This window comes from Pseudomonas sp. GL_139_B (genome assembly GCF_057834475.1).
Genome location: NZ_CM174403.1, coordinates 2,723,523 through 2,742,877, shown reverse-complemented (window position 1 = coordinate 2,742,877; position 19,355 = coordinate 2,723,523). Strand labels below are relative to the sequence as shown.

The 19,355-nt window shown below is 59.8% G+C and carries 12 protein-coding genes; 5 read left to right on the top strand and 7 right to left on the bottom strand.

The genetic code is table 11. The annotated features are described in order from the left end of the window. The first annotated feature begins 157 nt into the window (after positions 1 to 157). Positions 158 to 1,588 carry a cytochrome c oxidase accessory protein CcoG gene (ccoG, locus tag AC3ISI_RS12660; protein ID WP_489337258.1) on the top strand — a complete coding sequence of 477 codons (1,431 nt, stop codon included), beginning with the start codon at positions 158 to 160 and terminating at the stop codon, positions 1,586 to 1,588. Between the two features lie 142 nt (positions 1,589 to 1,730). Next, a complete protein-coding gene (gene mapR / locus AC3ISI_RS12655; RefSeq protein WP_489337257.1) occupies positions 1,731 to 3,140 on the top strand; it encodes a GntR family transcriptional regulator MpaR in 1,410 nt (469 codons plus the stop codon). 147 nt (positions 3,141 to 3,287) lie between these two features. Here mapR and AC3ISI_RS12650 read toward each other — a convergent pair whose 3' ends face one another. The 7 genes from AC3ISI_RS12650 to tpx all read right to left on the bottom strand — a co-directional run bounded on the left by AC3ISI_RS12650 (position 3,288) and on the right by tpx (position 16,097). Next, positions 3,288 to 4,034, bottom strand: coding sequence for an SDR family oxidoreductase (locus AC3ISI_RS12650; protein ID WP_489337256.1), 747 nt, complete (start codon positions 4,032 to 4,034; stop codon positions 3,288 to 3,290). Between the two features lie 139 nt (positions 4,035 to 4,173). Then, complete coding sequence (locus AC3ISI_RS12645; RefSeq protein ID WP_489337255.1) at positions 4,174 to 6,255, bottom strand: putative bifunctional diguanylate cyclase/phosphodiesterase; 2,082 nt, start codon at positions 6,253 to 6,255, stop codon at positions 4,174 to 4,176. 163 nt (positions 6,256 to 6,418) lie between these two features. After that, the gene (locus AC3ISI_RS12640; protein ID WP_489337254.1) at positions 6,419 to 7,900 is read right to left on the bottom strand and encodes an efflux transporter outer membrane subunit; all 1,482 of its coding nucleotides are present in this window, start codon (positions 7,898 to 7,900) and stop codon (positions 6,419 to 6,421) included. After that, positions 7,897 to 11,004 carry an efflux RND transporter permease subunit gene (locus tag AC3ISI_RS12635; protein WP_489337253.1) on the bottom strand — a complete coding sequence of 1,036 codons (3,108 nt, stop codon included), beginning with the start codon at positions 11,002 to 11,004 and terminating at the stop codon, positions 7,897 to 7,899. The genes AC3ISI_RS12640 and AC3ISI_RS12635 overlap by 4 nt, the downstream gene beginning before the upstream one ends. Further along, positions 11,001 to 14,105, bottom strand: a complete 3,105-nt coding sequence (locus AC3ISI_RS12630; protein ID WP_489337252.1) for an MdtB/MuxB family multidrug efflux RND transporter permease subunit — start codon at positions 14,103 to 14,105, stop codon at positions 11,001 to 11,003. The genes AC3ISI_RS12635 and AC3ISI_RS12630 overlap by 4 nt, the downstream gene beginning before the upstream one ends. Continuing rightward, positions 14,102 to 15,418 (bottom strand): MdtA/MuxA family multidrug efflux RND transporter periplasmic adaptor subunit, encoded by a 1,317-nt coding sequence (locus tag AC3ISI_RS12625; RefSeq protein WP_489337251.1) that lies wholly within the window; start codon positions 15,416 to 15,418, stop codon positions 14,102 to 14,104. The genes AC3ISI_RS12630 and AC3ISI_RS12625 overlap by 4 nt, the downstream gene beginning before the upstream one ends. Before the next feature lie 178 nt (positions 15,419 to 15,596). Continuing rightward, positions 15,597 to 16,097 carry a thiol peroxidase gene (tpx, locus tag AC3ISI_RS12620; RefSeq protein ID WP_477801307.1) on the bottom strand — a complete coding sequence of 167 codons (501 nt, stop codon included), beginning with the start codon at positions 16,095 to 16,097 and terminating at the stop codon, positions 15,597 to 15,599. Positions 16,098 to 16,418: 321 nt separating this feature from the next. Between tpx and AC3ISI_RS12615 the strand changes: the two genes are divergently transcribed. From AC3ISI_RS12615 to AC3ISI_RS12605, 3 genes are all read left to right on the top strand, one after another. Next, on the top strand, positions 16,419 to 16,844 hold the full coding sequence (locus tag AC3ISI_RS12615) for a YciI family protein (RefSeq protein WP_489337250.1): 426 nt from the start codon (positions 16,419 to 16,421) through the stop codon (positions 16,842 to 16,844). 274 nt (positions 16,845 to 17,118) lie between these two features. After that, a complete protein-coding gene (locus AC3ISI_RS12610; protein ID WP_489337702.1) occupies positions 17,119 to 17,901 on the top strand; it encodes a hypothetical protein in 783 nt (260 codons plus the stop codon). A 51-nt stretch (positions 17,902 to 17,952) separates the two neighbouring features. Beyond that, positions 17,953 to 19,347, top strand: coding sequence for a DUF1254 domain-containing protein (locus tag AC3ISI_RS12605; RefSeq protein ID WP_489337701.1), 1,395 nt, complete (start codon positions 17,953 to 17,955; stop codon positions 19,345 to 19,347). Positions 19,348 to 19,355: the final 8 nt, after the last annotated feature.

The following is a 19,355-nucleotide window of genomic DNA, read 5'->3' as shown; positions in this document are numbered from 1 at the left end:
GGCGGTTGGGTCCTGCCAGGGCAGGTGCTTCAAGTTGTCGCAGGCCGTGGTTCAGTGCTCATCTGATCCGCTTTTTATTGCAATACCTGAGTCTGTTATGCAAACAGATCGACGCTCATAGTGCGCCTGCCTGATGGAGGCTGATGAGCGACAGACCATGAGCGATAGAATCCCCGTCCGATTAGTTGAAAGCACCCCTGCGGTACAGACGTTCGAGCCTTCGCGTCCGAAGATGAAGGCCAAGTCCAACGACAACCTGATCCACACCCGCAGCTTCACCGGCCTGTTCCGCACCTTGCGTTTGTGTGGTGCGGGATTTCTGTTTTTGCTGTTCTTCGGCACGGTGTGGCTGAACTGGGGCGACCGCCAAGCGGTGCTCTGGGACCTTTCAGAAAGCAAATTCCATATTTTCGGCGCGACCTTCTGGCCGCAGGATTTCATCCTGCTTTCGGCGCTGTTGATCATCGCCGCGTTCGGCCTGTTTGCGATCACTGTGTTCGCCGGCCGCGTCTGGTGCGGCTACACCTGCCCGCAGAGTTCCTGGACCTGGATCTTCATGTGGTGCGAGAAGATCACCGAAGGCGAGCGCAACCAGCGCATCAAGCTGCAAGCCGCGCCGTGGGGCTTGAACAAACTGCTGCGGCGTTCGGCCAAGCACTCGCTGTGGCTGGCGATCAGCCTGCTCACCGGCTTGACCTTCGTCGGCTACTTCACTCCGATCCGGCCGTTGGCCGAAGAGCTGCTGACCTGGCAAATGGGCGGTGTCAGTCTGTTCTGGGTGCTGTTCTTTACCGGCGCCACGTACATCAACGCCGGCTGGTTGCGCGAAGCGGTGTGCATGCACATGTGCCCGTATGCGCGGTTCCAGAGTGTGATGTTCGACAAAGACACCCTGACCATTTCCTATGACGCGGCCCGTGGTGAAAACCGTGGCGCACGTAAACGTGAGGTGAAACCAGCCGAAGTCGGCCTGGGTGATTGCATCGATTGTCAGCTGTGTGTACAGGTCTGCCCGACCGGCATCGACATCCGCGACGGCTTGCAAATGGAATGTATTGGCTGCGCCGCGTGCATCGATGCCTGTGACTCGATCATGGACAAAATGGGCTATGCCCGTGGGCTGATCAGCTACACCTCGGAGCATCAATTACAGGGTGGCAAGACTCACCTGCTGCGGCCACGGTTAATGGGTTACACGGCGGTGCTGTTGGTGATGATCGGCGCCCTCGCCCTCGCGCTGGTGGAGCGGCCCATGGTGTCGCTGGACGTGAGCAAGGACCGTGGCCTGTTCCGTGAAAACAGTCAGGGGCAGATCGAAAACATCTACAGCCTCAAGGTCATCAACAAAACCCAATTACGTCAGGATTATCGTTTGAGTCTGGTGGAGGGTGACGGCTTCCAGTTGCAAGGCAAGACGCAGCTGAGCCTGGCGCCCGGCGAGATTGTCGATGTGCCGGTGTCGGTGGCGATGACCATGGAGCGGCCGAGGAGCAGCTCGCAGTCGATCACGTTCAAGATTGTCGACAGCGATGAGCCGGATATCTACAGCGAGGCCAAGAGCCGGTTTGTTGCGCCGATGAATCGTTAAGGCTTTAGACTGCGGTGCGCCAATCGCGAGCAGGCTCGCTCCCACACTGGATCTCCAGTGTTCACAAAACCAATGTGGGAGTGAGCCTGCTCGCGATGAAGTCACCTCGATTTTTCTGACTGAAATCAAATCCAGGCACTCGATGAAACGCTACGAAAAATTCGCCGACGACATCGCTGAACTGATCCGCTCCGGCGTCCTCGGCCCCGGACAGCGCGTGCCATCGGTGCGCTACGCCAGCCAGACCTATGGCGTGAGCCCGTCCACGGTGTTCCAGGCCTATTACCTGCTCGAACGCCGCGGCCTGATCCGCGCGCGGCCGCGTTCGGGTTATTTCGTCAACGTCCACGCACCGAGCCCGTTCTCGGAGCCAGTGATCAGCAGCCAGGTCAACGAGTCCACCGAAGTTGACGTCAGCGAGTTGGTGTTCTCGGTGCTCGACTCGATCAAGGACCCGAACACCGTCCCGTTCGGCTCGGCCTTCCCCAGCCCGACCCTGTTCCCGTTGCAGCGCCTGTCGCGCTCGCTGGCCAGCGCGACCCGGGAGATGGACCCGCGCATGGTTGTCACCGACATGTCGCCGGGCAATCCGCAGTTGCGTCGGCAAATCGCCCTGCGCTACATGGTCGGCGGATTGATGCTGCCGATGGAAGAGCTGTTGATCACCAATGGCGCGCTGGAAGCCTTGAACCTGTGCCTGCAAGCGGTCACGCAACCCGGTGACCTGGTGGCCATTGAAGCGCCAGCGTTTTACGCCTGCCTGCAAATACTGGAACGGCTGAAACTCAAGGCCGTGGAAATCCCGGTGCACCCTCGCGACGGCATTGACCTGGGGGTACTGGCCCAGACGCTGGAGCGTCATCCGATCAAAGTCTGCTGGTGCATGACCAGTTTCCAGAACCCGATGGGCGCGTCCATGCCCGAGGCGAAAAAGCAGGCATTGGTGGAATTACTGCGCCGCCATCAGGTGCCGCTGATCGAAGACGACGTCTACGCCGAGTTGTATTACGGGCAACAGGCGCCGAAACCGGCCAAGGCCTTTGATACCGAAGGGTTGGTGATGCACTGCGGTTCGTTCGCCAAGAGCCTGGCCCCCGGTTACCGCATCGGCTGGGTCGCTGCCGGGCGTTACGCGCAGAAGATCGAACGCCTGAAACTCATGACCTCACTCTGCGCCTCGATGCCGGCGCAAGCGGCCATCGCCGATTACCTGCAACACGGCGGTTACGACCGGCACCTGCGCAAGCTGCGTTACGCCCTCGAAGAACAGCAAAGCGCCATGCTCGCCGCCATCGCCCGCTATTTCCCGGCACAGACCCGCGTCAGCCAACCGGCCGGTGGCTACTTTTTGTGGCTGGAACTGCCGCCGCAGATGGATTCGCTGAAGTTGTTCCAGATGGCGTTGGCGCAAGGCATCAGCATCGCGCCGGGACCGATTTTTTCGCCGACGCAACGGTTTCGCAACTGTATTCGGTTGAATTACGGCAGCCCGTGGACCGAGGATTCAGAGAAGGCGATGGAGACGTTGGGGCGGATCGTGCGGTCGTTCTGAAAGATTGATGTTGTCTGGACTACCGTCATCGTCGGAACGCCGCCCGGAGCAGGCTCGCTCCCACAGGTTTTGTGACCACTGAAGATCCACTGTGGGAGCGAGCCTGCTCGCGATGAGGCCGGTACGGGCAATGCAAATCCTGAAGTTTTACCGCCCACCACCAAGATCAACGAAAGTCCCGGTCGCATAAGAAGCCTTGTCTGACAGCAACCACACAATTGCCTCGGCCACTTCATCCGGTCGCCCGCCCCGTGCCATCGGTATCGCCGATTCAAGCTTGCTGACCCGATCCGGATCCCCGCTCAGCGCATGGAAGTCGGTGAAAATAAACCCCGGGCGCACGGCGTTGACACGAATGCCCTCACCCGCCACTTCCTTGGACAGGCCAATGGTGAAGCTGTCCAGCGCACCTTTTGACGCGGCGTAATCCACGTATTCGTTGGGCGAGCCCAAACGCGAGGCCACCGAAGACACGTTAACGATGCTGCCGCCCTGCCCGCCGTGTTTGGGCGACATGCGCAGGATCGCGTGCTTGGCGCAGAGGATCGGTGCCAGAACGTTGGTCTTGAGGATTTTGAGGATGCGGAACTCGGACATTTCATCGACCCGGGATTTGTGCCCGACGGTGCCAGCGTTGTTCACCAGCGCGGTGACCCGACCCAACTCAGTGTCCACGCGATGGAACAGAGCGACCACTTCATCTTCGATGCTGACATCGGCGCGCACCGCGATGGCTTGAGCGCCCAGTGCGCGAACTTGCTCCAGCACGCGTTGCGCAGCGGACTCGTCAGACTGGTAGTTGATACAGATCCGATAACCCTGTTCGGCGGCCAACAGGGCGGTGGCGGCCCCAATACCGCGGCCGCCACCGGTGATGACGATGACTTTATCCATAAAAGTGTTCCCCCAATCCAATGTAAGCAGTCGGGATCAAGAATAACCGCCATTGCCAGCTTTTGCATGGGCTCACATCAACAGACCACCCACACTCCCGACCGCCAGTAGCAGCTGACGAGCAGCGCGGCGGAGATCTTCAGGCGGTGGTCAATTGTTCTGCACGCAGGATGTCGACCATGAAGCGGTCCGCTGGCAGTGGGTGTCCCAACAGATAACCCTGCAACGAATCACATCCCAGTTTGGTCAGGAAGTCTTGCTGTACACCGGTTTCGACGCCTTCGGCGACGATCCGCAAGCCCAGGGCCTGGCCGAGTGCGACGATTGCCGAGACAATGGCGGCGTCGTCGCTGTCGTGTTCCAGATCGCGGACGAAACCCCGGTCGATCTTCAACTCATTGGCTGGCAGGCGCTTGAGGTACATCAAGCTCGAATACCCCGTCCCGAAGTCATCAATGGACAGATCGACGCCCATTGCCGAGAGTTCCCGCAACACCGTCATGCTCGCATCGGCGTCGCTCATGGCGGTGGTTTCGGTGATTTCCAGGGTCAGGCTATTGGCCGGCAGCTGATGGGTGCTCAGGGCCTTGGCCACGCTTTGAACCAGACCGGCATGGCAGAACTGCAACGCCGAGAGGTTCACTGCGATCCGCCAGTCGGTGTAGCCCATCACATACCATTCGCGCATTTGTCGGCACGCTTCGTTGAGCACCCATTCGCCGATAGGAATGATCAGCCCGGTCTTTTCCGCGATGTCAATAAACGTGTCCGGCAGGATCATGCCCCTTGTCGGGTGCTCCCAACGCAGCAGCGCTTCGGCGCCCACCGGCCGGCCATTATTGGCGTCGAACTTGGGCTGGTAATAGAGGCTGAACTGTTCCTGATCGAGCGCATTGCGCAGGTCTTGCAGCAATTGCAGCTGCTTGCGCGCGTTGCTGTTCATCGAGACGTCGAAGAAGCTGTAGCCGTTTTTCCCGGAACCCTTGGCGTGATACATCGCCGCGTCAGCGTTCATCAGCAAGTCCTGGGCGGTCTGGCCATTGCCCGGATACAGTGCGATGCCGACGCTGGCGGAAATCTGCAGGTCATGTTCAGCCACCCGGAACGAGCGCGCGATCAACCCCACCTGACGCGCCGCCAGGCCCAGCGCATCATCCGGCTCGGCAAGCCGCACCAGCAGGACAAATTCATCGCCACCGATGCGCGCCAGGGTGTCCTGACTACGTAAATCCTCACGCAGGCGCACCGCGACTTCACGCAACAACTGATCGCCCATGTGGTGGCCAAAGGCGTCATTGACCGGTTTGAAACCGTCCAGGTCGATGAACATCAGCGCAAAACAGCCGCCCTGCTCCTGCACCTTGGACATTGCCTGTTCGATGCGATCGGCCAGCAATACGCGATTGGGCAACCCGGTCAGGGGGTCGTGCAAGGCCAGTTGGGTCAGTTCGCGGTTCGCCTCGGTGAGTGAGCGCGCGAGGTCAGCGGTGCGCGCTTCCAGACGCGCATCCAGCACCGACGTCAGCAAAGCGATGCTCAGCACCGCCAGCGTGGTGATCAGCACCAGATTGTCGAGGCCTTTACCGTTCAAGCCGCTGACAGCAGCGCCACAGAAACTGCCGTCAGGGAAACGCGCAGCCGCCATGCCGGTGTAGTGCATGCCGACGATGGCGATGCCCATGATCACTGCTGCACAGCAGCGGAACAAGGTGACATGTGGCGAGTACTGTCGCAGGCGGAAGGCGATCCAGAGTGCCGCGCCCGAAGCGCCCACGGCGATCAGCAGCGAGGTGCCGAACAGCGTCGAGTCGTAATCGATGCCCGGCTGCATGCGCAGGGCGGCCATGCCGGTGTAGTGCATCGCACTGATCCCGGCGCCCATCACCAGTGCGCCAAACGCCAGTTGCCAGGTCGGCAATCGTGGCTGGCTGACCAACCACAGGGCAAAGCCGCAAGAGAGGATTGCAGTCAGTAGCGACAGCAACGTGATGGTGAAGTCGTAACCCAGGTCAATCGGCAATTTGAATGCGAGCATGCCAATGAAGTGCATCGACCACACGCCAATGCCCATGGCAAAGGCACCGCCCGCCGTCCACAAGTGCACCGCCCGGCCTTTGGCCGTGGCGATGCGCCCGGTCATGTCGAGCGCGGTATAGGAGGCGAGAATCGCGACACAGAGTGAAATGATAACCAGGGTGGGTGAATAGCTACCGATCAGCATGAGACTTCTCGTGAGCGCCCGCCGTAGAGCATTCTTACTCGGGGGCAAATGCGGGCGATTGTACTGATTGCGCAAAAGAACGCACTGACAAAATAACCAAAACGCCATCAAGCCGATGAAACGCTTGTTTGATGCCCTGCGCCCCCTACAGGGGCTGTGTTGATTATTTGTTTTCGCTGACCTGCAACGCCCCGTCCCAACCGCCGCCCAGCGCGGCGATCAATTGCACGCTGGCAATCAACCGGCTTTGCTGAAGATCCAGCACGCTGCGCTCGTTACTCAATGCCGTGGCTTGAACCACCACCACATCCAGATACGCAATCAAACCGGCCTTGTACTGGTTTTGGGTCAGACGCAACGAGATACGTGCCGCGTCCAGTGCTTCCTGGCGCACGCCGGCTTCGTCTTCCAGCACCTTGAGCTGCACCAGGAAGTTTTCCACTTCGCGGAAACCGTCGAGTACGGTCTGGCGGTACTTGGCCACTGTCTCGTCATAAGCTGCTTCGCTGCGATCGACTTCTGCCGAACGCTGGCCGCCATCAAACAAGGTCATGGCCAGTTGTGGCCCGACCGACCAGAAGCGGTTGGGCACGCTGATCCAGTTGGAATAGGTGCTACTGCTGTAACCACCGTTCATGCTCAAGGTGAAATCCGGGTAGTAGGCGGCCTTGGCCACACCGATGTTGGCGTTGGCCGCCATCACCGAACGCTCAGCGGAAGCGATGTCAGGGCGACGCTCCAGCAATTGAGAAGGCAGGCCCACCGGCACTTCGGGCAACGTCGGGATGGTGTTGGTTTCCGCCAGGCTGAACTCGGCCGGGGGCAGCCCGATCAGCACGGCGATGGCGTTCTCGAACTGCGCGCGCTGCCAGATCAGGTCAACCATGTCGGCTTGCGTGCTTTTGAGTTGCGTCTGCGCCTGCGCCACCGCATCCCGCCCGGAAACGCCGGCGCGGTATTGGTTTTCGGTCATGGTCAGCGAGCGCTGATAGGCCTCGACCGTCGCTTCCAATAAGCGCTTCTGTTCGTCTATCACCCGCAATTGCAGGTAGTTCTGCACCAATTCGGACTGCTGACTCAGGCGCATCGCGGCCAGGTCGGCAAAGCTTGCCTGGGCGTTGGCCGTGTCGGCTTCAAGGCCCCGGCGCAGTTTGCCCCACACGTCTGCTTCCCAACTGACCCCGGCCTGGGCGGTGTAGGTGTCACGAATGCCGCTGGAGGAACTGGTCAGGCTCGAGTTGCTACTGCCGGTACCCTGGCTGGAGCGGTTTTTTCCGACGGTCAAATCCACCGTCGGAAAGAACGCCCCACGCGCGCTGCGCACCAACGCCTGGGCCTGACGGTATTGCGCCTCGGACTGGGCAACGGTCTGGTTGGACCGGTTGAGTTGTTCGATCAGGCCATTGAGCTGCTGATCACCATACAACTCCCACCAGGCACCGCGCGCCAGGGAATCGCTCGGGCTGGCCTGACGCCAACCTGCCGCTTCCTTGTATTGCATCGGCGCAGCCGCTTGCGGGCGCTGATAGTCCGGGCCGACAGCGCAAGCGCTGAGCATCGCCACGCACAGCGCCAGGCTCAGCAGGCGCGAGCCTCGGGCGGCGGCCAGCGGGACGGCCAGATGGATAAGCGAACGGTCAGTCATAGCGGAGTTTCCAAAGCAGCATCGGAACGCACACCACGCCATTTATTGAAGCGATGGCGCAGTTTGTCGAGATAGAGGTAAACCACCGGCGTGGTGTAAAGGGTCAACATCTGGCTGAAAATCAGCCCGCCGATGATGGTCAGGCCCAGTGGCTGGCGCATTTCCGCACCTTCGGCACGGCTCAGCAGCAATGGCAAGGCACCGAGGATAGCCGCCAGGGTGGTCATCAGAATGGGACGCAAACGTTGCAAACAGGCACTGCGAATCGACTCCAACGGCGCCAGGCCTTGATGGCGTTCGAGTTGCAGCGCGAGGTCGATCATCAGAATGGCGTTTTTCTTCACCACGCCGATCAGCAAAAACAGGCCCAGTAACGAGATCAGACTGAACTCGCCGCCCAGCACATAGATCGACAGCAACGCACCGACCCCGGCCGATGGCAATGTCGACAGAATGGTCAACGGATGGATGTAGCTTTCATACAGCACACCCAACACCAGATAGACCGCCAGCAGCGCTCCGAGAATCATCCACGGCTGACTCTTTTGCATCGCAGCGAACGCATCGGCAGTGCCGGCCATCTTCGCGATCACCTCTTCGGGCAAACCGAGCTTGGCAATCGCCCTTTCGATGGCCGCAGTGCCCTGCTCCACCGTCACCCCTTCGGCCATGTCAAACGACAGGCTTTCGGAGGCAAACTGGCCTTCGTGGCTGACCCGATCGTTTTCCAGGCTGGCTTCGTAGTGGGCAATGGTCGACAACGGAATCCGCGCGCCATCGGCGGTAATCACTTGCACTTGCTTGAGCGTGATCGGGTCCTGGGCGTATTTCGGGTCGACTTCCATGACCACCTGATATTGGTTGAGGCTGTCGTAAATCGTCGAAATCTGCCGCTGACTGTAGGCGTTGTTCAGCACCGAGGTGACCATGTTCATGTCCACACCCAGGCGCTTGGCCTGATCACGATCGACAATCAGCGTCACCTGCTGGGCACCCCGGCCTTCCCGGGCGTCAACCGCTGTCAACTCTGGCAACGCCTTGAGCGCGGCGACTACCTTCGGGTACCACTCACGCAAGGCGCCCAGATCACCGCTTTGCAGGATGTAGGAATACTGCGAAGTGGTCTGTTCGCGGCCGCCGCCAAATTGCAGGTCCTGGTCCGCCATCATCATCAGCTGTGCGCCGGCCACCTTGGGCATTTCCTTGCGCAGGCGCTCGATGACTTTCTGCGCGGAAATGTTGCGTTCCTTGATCGGCTTCAGGCGCACCAGCATGAAGGCGTTGTTGGTGCCGTTGGTGCCACCAATGAACCCCGCGACGCTTTCCACTGCGTCGTCCTTGAGCACGGCACGGCGGAATGTTTCCATTTTCGGCTGCATCACGTTGAACGACAGACCGTCGTCGCCGCGCACGAAACCGATCAGCTGGCCGGTATCTTGCTGAGGTAAAAATGTTTTAGGAACAATTACATACAGAGCAATGTTCACGCCAATCGTCACGAATAGAGTGAGCAAAGTCAGTCGCCGGTGGCGCAATACCCAATCGAGGCTGGTCGCGTATTTGCCGACCATCCAGTCGTTGGCGCGCTGACTCCAGCGCTGCAAACGGTTCTCCTGACCCGGCGTGTGCGGCTTCAGCCAACGGGCGCAGAGCATCGGCGTCAGGGTCAGCGAGACCACCAGCGAGACCACGATGGACGCGGCCAGGGTGATGGAAAACTCGCGGAACAGGCTTTCAATGATGCCGCCCATGAACAGGATCGACAGGAACACCGCCACCAGCGAGACGTTCATCGAAAGCAACGTAAACCCTACTTCCTGCGCACCGAGGTACGCGGCTTTCATCGGCGGCACGCCTTCGTCGATGTGCCGGGAGATGTTTTCCAGCACCACAATGGCATCGTCAACCACCAACCCGGTGGCCAGGATCAGCGCCATCAGCGACAGGTTGTTCAGCGAGAACCCGTAGAGGTACATCACCGCAAAGGTGCCCACCAGCGACACCGGCACCGCCAGCGTCGGAATCAGCGAGGCGCGGAAGTTACCGAGGAACAGGAACACCACCAGAATCACCAGCGTTACGGCGATCAGCAGGGTCATTTCCGCTTCGTGCAGGGTCGCCTTGATCACCGGTGAACGGTCCATCGCCAGGTTCAGCTTGACGCTGGCCGGCAGCACCGCCTGCAACGCCGGCAACTGCGCTTTGATCTCATTGACCGTCTCGATGATGTTGGCGCCGGCCGCCCGGTTGATCACCAGCAACACCGCCGCGTCATCGTTGAAGAAACCGCTGTTGTAACGGTCCTCGACGCCGTCGCTGACCTTGGCCACATCCTTGAGGCGCAGGGCTGCACCGCCGTTGTAGTGGATGATCAGCGACTCGTAATCCTTGGCTTTTTCCAGTTGATCGTTGGCCTGTACCTGCCACAACCGTTCACCGTCTTCAACCGAGCCCTTGGGCCGGCGCACGTTGGCATTGGCGATGGTGTTGCGCACATCGTCGAGGGCCACGCCGTACTGATTGAGCGCCTGTGGTTCGAGTTCGATACGCACCGCCGGCAACGAACTGCCGCCGATCTGTACTTCGCCCACACCCTGCACTTGCGACAGGCTCTGAGACAGGATCGTCGAGGCCAGATCGTAGAGCTGGCCTTTTTCGAGCACGTCCGAAGTCAGCGACAACACCATGATCGGCGCTTGGGACGGGTTGACCTTTTTGTAGGTCGGCATGCTGCGCATCCCACTCGGCAGCAGGTTGCGCGAGGCGTTGATCGCGGCTTGCACTTCCCGGGCCGCGCCGTTGATGTCGCGGTCGAGGTCAAACTGCAGGATCACCCGGGTCGAGCCCTGGCTGGAGCGGCTGCTCATGGTGTTGACCCCGGCGATGGTGCCGAAGGATCGTTCCAGCGGCGTGGCCACGGTCGAGGCCATGACTTCCGGGCTCGCACCAGGCAGGCTGGCCTGCACCACAATCACCGGGAAATCCATCTGCGGCAGCGGTGACACCGGCAACAGACCAAAGCTCACGCCGCCCAGCAGTATGATTGCCAGGCTCAGCAACATCGTCGCGACGGGGCGCTTGATGAAAGGTCCGGACAGGTTCATGGCTGCTCTACCGCGTCCACGGTTCCAGACTTGTGGCCCCAGCGCCGACCGAGGCGGTCGAAGTACAGATAGATGACAGGCGTGGTGAACAGAGTCAGCACCTGACTCACCAGCAAACCACCGACCATCACCAACCCCAACGGTTGACGCAATTCCGCGCCGGAGCCGGTGGCCAGCATCAGCGGCACCGCACCGAACAACGCAGCCAGGGTGGTCATCAGAATCGGCCGGAAGCGCAGCAGTGCCGCCTGATAGATCGCCGTTTCCGGGTCCACGCCCTGATTGCGCTCAGCGTCGAGGGCGAAGTCGATCATCATGATTGCGTTCTTTTTCACGATACCGATCAGCAAAATGATGCCGATGATCGCGATCATGCCCAGGTCATTGCCGCTCAGGATCAACGCGAGCAACGCGCCGACCGCCGCCGAGGGCAAGGTCGAGAGAATGGTGATCGGGTGAATGTAGCTCTCGTACAGCACGCCGAGCACGATGTACATGGTTACCACCGCCGCCAGAATCAGCAGCAAGGTGCTCGACAGCGACGCCTGGAATGCTTCGGCCGCGCCCTGGAACTGGGTTTGCACGCCAATCGGCATGCCGATGTCTTTCTGCACCTGATCGATGATCTGGACCGCATGCCCCAGCGCCACACCCGGTGCCAGGTTGAACGACATCATCACCGCCGGGAACTGGCCGATGTGGGTGATGGCCAGTTGCGCCTGACGCTCCTCGATGTGCGCCAGGCTCGACAGGCGTATTTGCCCGCCGTCGGTGGTTTTCACGTGAATCTGATTCAGTGCTTCCGGACCGATCTTCTCCCCGGACTGCGATTGCAGAACCACACGGTACTGGCTGGCCTGGGTGTAAATGGTGGAAATCTGTCGCTGACCAAAGGCGTCGTAGAGCGCATCGGTGATGTTCGACACCGACACTCCGACCCGTGACGCGGCATCGCGGTCGATCACCAGATAGACCTGCAGGCCCTTGTCCTGCAAATCACTGGCAACGTCGGTCAGTTCGGGTCGATGGGCCAGCGCTTCGACCAGACGGTTGCTCCACAGGCTCAGAAGCTCCGCGTCTGGCGACGACATGCTGAACTGGTATTGCGTGCGGCTGACGCGATCTTCGATGGTCAGGTCCTGCACCGGCTGCATGAACAGGCGGATGCCGACCAGCTTGTCCAGCTCCGGTTGCAGACGAGCAATGACCTGGGTTGCGCTCAGGTCACGGTTGCTGTGGGACTTGAGGTTGATCAGCAGACGACCGCTGTTCAGTGTCGAGTTGTCACCGTCCACACCAATGTAGGACGACAGGCTTTCCACCGCCGGGTCGGCGAGGATCACCTTGGCCAGCTCCTGCTGACGCTCGCTCATCGCCGTGAAGGAAATCGACTGTGGCGCCTCGGAAATGCCCTGGATCACCCCGGTGTCCTGCACCGGAAAGAAGCCCTTGGGCACTGCCAGGTAAAGAACCACGGTCAACGCCAGCGTGCCGACAGCCACCAGCAATGTCAGCGGCTGGTGCTTGAGCACCCACTGCAATTTGCGCCCGTAGGCGGCGATCATCCAGTCAATCGCTGCGCCGCTCGCGCGGTAGAACCGGCCCTGCTCTTCTTCCTTGGGTTCACGCTTGAGCAAACGTGCGCACATCATCGGCGTCAGGGTCAGGGACACCACCAGCGAAATCAGAATCGCCACCGCCAGCGTGATCGCGAACTCGCGGAACAAACGCCCGACCACGTCCGCCATGAACAGCAGGGGAATTAATACAGCGATCAGCGACAGGGTCAGGGAAATCAGGGTGAAACCGATCTGTTTTGCCCCCTTGAGCGCCGCATTCAGCGGGCTGTCGCCCTCTTCGATAAACCGGGAAATGTTCTCCAGCATCACGATCGCATCGTCCACCACAAAACCGGTGGCAATGGTCAAGGCCATCAGGGTCAGGTTATTCACAGAGAAGCCGGCGAGGTACATCACGCCGAAGGTGCCGATCAATGACAACGGCACGGCAATCGATGGAATGATTGTGGCGCTGGCGCGGCGCAGAAACAGGAACGTGACCATCACCACCAACACAATGGCGATCAGCAATTCGTGCTGCACATCCTTGACCGAGGCACGAATGGTTTGGGTGCGGTCGGTGAGTACCGTGACGTCGAGGCCGGCCGGCAGGTTGTCGGTGATGCTTGGCAGCAACGCCTTGATCCGGTCGACCACTTCAATGACGTTGGCCCCCGGCTGACGTTGAATGTTCAGCAGCACGGCCTGGTTTTCATTGGCCCATGCCGCCAGTCGTTCGTTTTCAGCGCCGTCGACAATTTCCGCGACATCCTTGAGCCGCAACGGCGCGCCGTTGGCGTAAGCCAGAATCAGGTTGGCGTAATCCTTGGGCGAGGTCAGTTGATCGTTTGCGTCGAGCATCGACACCCGGGTCGGGCCGTCGAAGTTGCCTTTGGGCTGGTTGACGTTGGAGGCGCCGATCAGCGTGCGCACATCCGACAGGTTCAGACCGTTGGCAGCCAGGGCCTCGGGATTGACCTTGATCCGCACCGCCTGACGCTGGCCACCGGCAATGCTGACCATGCCGACGCCACTGATCTGGGCGATTTTCTGCGCCATGCGCGTATCGACCAGGTCATTGAGTTTGGGCAGCAACATGGTTTTGGACGTAATGGCGAGGGTCAGCACCGGGGTGTCCGCCGGGTTGACCTTGTTGTACACCGGCGGTGCCGGCAGGTCCTTGGGCAGCAAATTCGTCGCGGCGTTGATCGCGGCTTGCACCTGCTGCTCGGCGACGTCCATGTTGATGTCGAGGCTGAAGCGCAGGGTCAGCACTGACGCGCCGCCGGAACTGGTCGACGCCATCTGGGTCAGGCCGGGCATTTGCCCGAACTGACGCTCCAGTGGTGCGGTGACCGCGCTGGTCATGACATCCGGGCTCGCGCCGGGATAGAGCGTCATGACCCGAATCGTCGGGTAATCGACCTGAGGTAACGCCGACACCGGCAGCAACCGATAGGCGATCAAACCGGCCAGCACAATAGCGAGCATGCTCAGGGTCGTGGCGACCGGGCGCAGGATAAACAGGCGCGAGATGTTCATGCGCCGCCCTTTTTCGCCTTGTCGGCGGCCGCCGGCTCCGAGGCATCCGCCGCCGGTTTACCTTGCAGGTGTCCGGTCGGGGTAGTCGGCACGTCTTGGGGGGCATTGACCACTTCGACTTCGCTGCCTTCCTTCAAACGGTCGGTGCCTTCCAGTACCACACGATCGCCGGGAGCGAGGCCTTCGGTGACTACAGTGTTGAGCCCGTCGCTGGCGCCGACTTTCAACTGACGGATGGTGACTTTCTTGTCGCCGTCCAGCGCATAGACAAAGGTGCCGTTGGTGCCGAACTGAATGGCCGCCGACGGCGCGAGCACCACGCTCTTGAGGGTGTCGGCCAGCAAGTGGACATTGACGAACTGATTGGGGAACAGCGTTTGGTCGCGGTTCTCGTAGCGCGCCTTGAATTTCAGGGTGCCGGTGGTGACGTCGATCTGGTTGTCCAGGCTTTGCAACACGCCGGTGGCCTGCAACTTGGTGTCGCTACGGTCCCAGGCTTCGGCGGGCAATTTGGCGCCGGTGTGATAACGGGCCAGTACCACATCGAGGCTGTTTTCCGGCAAGGTAAAGGCCACGCTGATCGGCTGGGTCTGGGTGATGATTGCCAGCGCGGTGGTGTCGTTGGCGGCGACCAGGTTGCCGACGTCGAGTTGACGCAGGCCGACACGCCCGGTAATCGGCGCACGGATCTTGGTGAATTCGAGATTGAGCTTAGCGTCGTTGACTGCCGCCTGATTGGTCTTGACGGTGCCCAGGTACTGACCGACCAAGGCTTCGGCGGTGTCCAGGGTTTGCTTGGCGATACTGTCTTCCTTGAACAGCCCGCGATAACGCTCGACATCGACCTGAGCGTTTTTCAGTTGTGCCTGATTCTGCAGCAAGGTGCCTTCAGCCTGGAGCAAGGCGTTCTGGTACGGACGCGGGTCAATTTCAGCCAGCAGATCGCCAGCCTTGACCATCTGCCCTTCCTCAAAGGAAATCTTGATCAGTTCACCGCCCACCCGGCTGCGCACATTAATGGTGTTCAGTGCGGTGACGGTCCCGAGCGCCTTGTAGTACAACGGGAAGTCACCCTTGACCGCAGGCGCCACGCGCACGGGCACCGGGCCGGTCGCCCCGCCGAAACCCGGGCGCATCCCTCCCGCCTTGCCGGTACGCCCGGCCACGGCTTTCTGCCCTGCACCCTCCGTGTGGGCAGCACCGGTGGGCCAGTATTTCCAGCACACGCCAGCGATGACCAACAGGACAAGCAGGCCGAGCAGCCAGCGACGAGGACTACGAGGAGCGGAGGATTGCATTGAATGATCAACCATTGGGCGCGTGGGCTTGTTTTACATGAGGCTGAACGATAAGCACTGGCGGGCATTAAGCAAAGCGGCTTTACCGGCAATTTACCTTCGGCTTACGTATCAGAAATTTTATCTAAGACACTGAAGCACAAATGAAAACGGCCTGGACAGGGCCAGGCCGTTAACAATTGTAAAGGTATGCTTACTTCAGAACGGCGAGTGCTGCGTCGTAGTTCGGTTCCTGGCCAATTTCGCTGACCAGTTCGCTGTGCAGCACGTTGTCGTTTTCGTCAAGCACCACGACAGCACGGGCCGTCAGACCTTTGAGCGGGCCGTCAGCGATGGCAACGCCGTAGTTTTCGATGAACTCGGCACCGCGCAGGGTCGACAGGTTCTGTACGTTTTCCAGGCCTTCGGCGCCGCAGAAGCGTGCCTGGGCGAATGGCAGGTCAGCGGAGATGCACAGCACAACGGTGTTGGCGACATCGTTGGCCTGGGCGTTGAACTTGCGAACCGAAGTCGCGCAGGTCGGGGTGTCAATGCTTGGGAAGATGTTCAGCACTTTGCGCTTGCCGGCGAAGTTCGCCAGGGTCACGTCGGACAGATTGCCGGCAACCAGGGAAAAGGCTGGCGCCTTGGAACCGGCTTGTGGCAGTTGGCCGTTGACTTGAACCGGATTGCCTTTAAGGGTGACTTGAGCCATGAACGGAGTCCTTCTGAACGTTAGTGTAAAGAATCTCGAAGAGGCCAAAGTTAACCACGAAATGGCCCGGCGACCTATGGCCAGATACAAATCGTGAAGTGTTACCGCCAACCCATCGATCAACACAGTCCACCTGTGGGGGCGAGCCTGCTCGCGATGTCGATCGGATACTCAAAAATAATATCGACTGATACACCGCTATCGCGAGCAGGCTCACTCCCACAGATTTTGCGTTGATTGGAAATTATCAGCGACCTGTCGATTTGGCCTGTCGCCATTCGACCAAGTAGTGAATCCCACACCTTCAGCGGAGAGAACACCATGCGATTCATGATTATTGTCAAAGCCAGCCAGGATTCGGAAGCCGGTGTGATGCCCAGCGAAGAACTGCTGAGCGCCATGGGCAACTACAACGAAGAACTGGCCAAGGCCGGCATCCTGATCGAAGGCGAAGGCCTGCAACCGAGCAGCAAAGGTGCGCGCGTGCGTTTTTCGGGCGACAAACGCACCGTCATCGACGGTCCGTTTGCCGAAACCAAGGAGCTGATTGCCGGTTACTGGATATGGCAAGTGAAGTCGAAACAGGAAGCGATCGACTGGGTCAAGCGATGCCCCAACCCGATGCCGGGCACCGAGGCCGAGATCGAGATTCGCCAGGTATTCGAGGCGGAGGATTTCGGGGCCGAGTTCACCCCGGAGCTGCGCGAACAGGAAGAACGGATTCGCGCGCAGGCGAAAAAACACTAAAAACTTCCCACAGGGTTCAACTGACGACTTGTTCCGATAGAACAACAGGTTTAGTTGGTAACTCCATGATTCGTATTAACTTTTTAGTACACAAAAATAACGAGAACTTACACACAAAACGAAATAATTTATTTCCTTAATTGGTTAAGTCATGGTTTGCTGTTAGCTTCACTCTTTCCTACAACTTGATCGGAAAGAGATTACGCATTAACGGCCGGGAAGTGCCGAGTCGTCTAACGAGCCACCAGGGAATCGGGGAATCATGTCAGTCAGTATGGAAAAAAACGCTTTGTTGCTGATGGCGGCATGGATTGCGCCTGTCGTTTGCGCGTTCGCCGATAACGCCGATGTAGCCAACAAAAGTAACAACCCGTTGAGCCTGGCCCCCGGCGCCAACCTCCAGGACTACTACACCCCCAAGCTTTACGACACCAACGTCCACACCAACGACTCTCTGCTGCGCGGCACCTTGCCGATGGCACCGAATGACTTTATAGGTGTTCCACAACTGCTGCGCGCGACCCTGCCGATCAGCACCCGCCCCGACCCCCACAGCGGCTACAGCACCGGCATTGGCGATTTGAACCTGTTCGACATCTTCATCCTCAAGACCGAAGGCGTGCAGTTGGGCATTGGCCCGCAAATTACCGCGCCGACTGCCGAACAGGATGAGTTGGGCACCGGCAAGTGGCAGGCAGGCCTGGCGGCTGTCGCCATTGACGCCTCACCTCGCGGCCTGCTGGGTGCATTGGTGCAATATCAAAGTTCTTTCGCGGGGGACCACGACCGCGCGCATGTCGAAACCGCAACGCTGCAACCCTTTCTCATGCACAACCTGGACAAGGGCTGGTACTTGCGCTCGACGGGGATCTGGACATTCGACCTGAAAAACGACACCCATTACATCCCGATCGGTTTCGGTGGCGGTAAGGTGTGGAAGTCCGGGACCAATATTCTTAACGCATTTGTCGAGCCACAGTGGACGGTTGAACGCAAAGGCGATGGCGTGCCTCAGTTCACATTGTTCGCCGGGATCAACGTCACTTTCGGTACATAAGGAGTTTGTATGCGCAGTGCAATTCGCGCGGCCGGTTTCAGCCTGTTGGCCATGTTCGTCAGTTGTGGTGCATTGACCCTGAGCACCAGCGCCTGGGCCGACTTCACCGCCACACCTGACGAAGCTCGCGGCATCGCCAAGGAGGCCTACTTGTACGGCTTCCCGGTGGTGGAGATGTACAAGACGCTCTACACCCAGGCCATCGACAAGAAGAGTCCGAACTTCAAGGCGCCGCTGAATCAAATCGGCAACACCGCCAAGGCGTTCACCGCCAAGGACACCGCCTTCGTTACGCCGAACGCCGACACGCCCTACTCGTTCGTCTGGATGGATTTGCGCGCAGAACCGCTGGTGCTGACCCTGCCATCCATCGAAGAACACCGTTACTACTCAGTGCAATTGATTGATGCGTACACGCAGAACTTTGCGTACCTGGGCACCCGCAGCACGGGCAACAACGGCGGTCACTTCATGATCGCCGGGCCGAACTGGCAAGGTCAGCAACCGGTGGAAATGGACCGGCTGGTGCGCAGCGAAAGCAACATTGCCTACGCGCTGTATCGCACGCAATTGTTCGATGAAAAAGACCTCGCCAAGGTCAAGCAGATCCAGAAAGGCTACAAGGTCGAAACCCTGAGCCACTACGTCAAGCAAAAGGCTCCGCCGGCAGCGCCAACGATTGACTGGCCAAAACCGACGCCGACCATGAGCGCCACCCCGGACCTGTTCCGTTACCTGAACTTCATGCTGTCGTTCGCCCCGGCGCAGGACGCGGAAAAAGACCTGCTCGCACGCTTCGCCAAAATCGGCATCGAAGCCGGCAAGCCATTCAATCTGCATGAACTCACCGCTGAGCAGCGCCAGGCGCTGGAAGACGGTATCAGCGATGCCAAGGCCGAGTTCGCCCAGCTCAAGAAGGACAAGGTCGATACTCATCAGGTCACCAGCGGCGACCTCTTCGGCACCCGCGACCACCTCAACGGCAATTACCTGTACCGCTACGCCGGCGCCAACATGGGGATCTTCGGCAACTCTGCCGAGGAAGCAAACTACATCGGCTACTTCGTCGACAAGGACGGCCAGCCGGTCGACGCCTCGAAGCACGATTACACCCTGCATTTCGACAAGGGCGCCCTGCCCCCGGCCGACGCGTTCTGGTCGCTGACGATGTACGACGGCAAGAGCAAATTGCTGGTGGCCAACCCGTTGAATCGCTACCTGATCAACTCGCGGATGTTGCCCGATCTCAAGCTCGACACCGACGGCGGCCTGACCCTGTACGTGCAGAACAAGGCCCCGGCCAAAGAGCTGCAAAGCAACTGGCTGCCAGCGCCGAAAGGCCCGTTCTACGGGATCTTGCGCTTGTACCTGCCAAAACCGGAAGTCACCAGCGACCAGTGGAAAATGCCACTGCTGACGCCGGTCAATTCACAACAAAAACAGTAAGCGGAGTC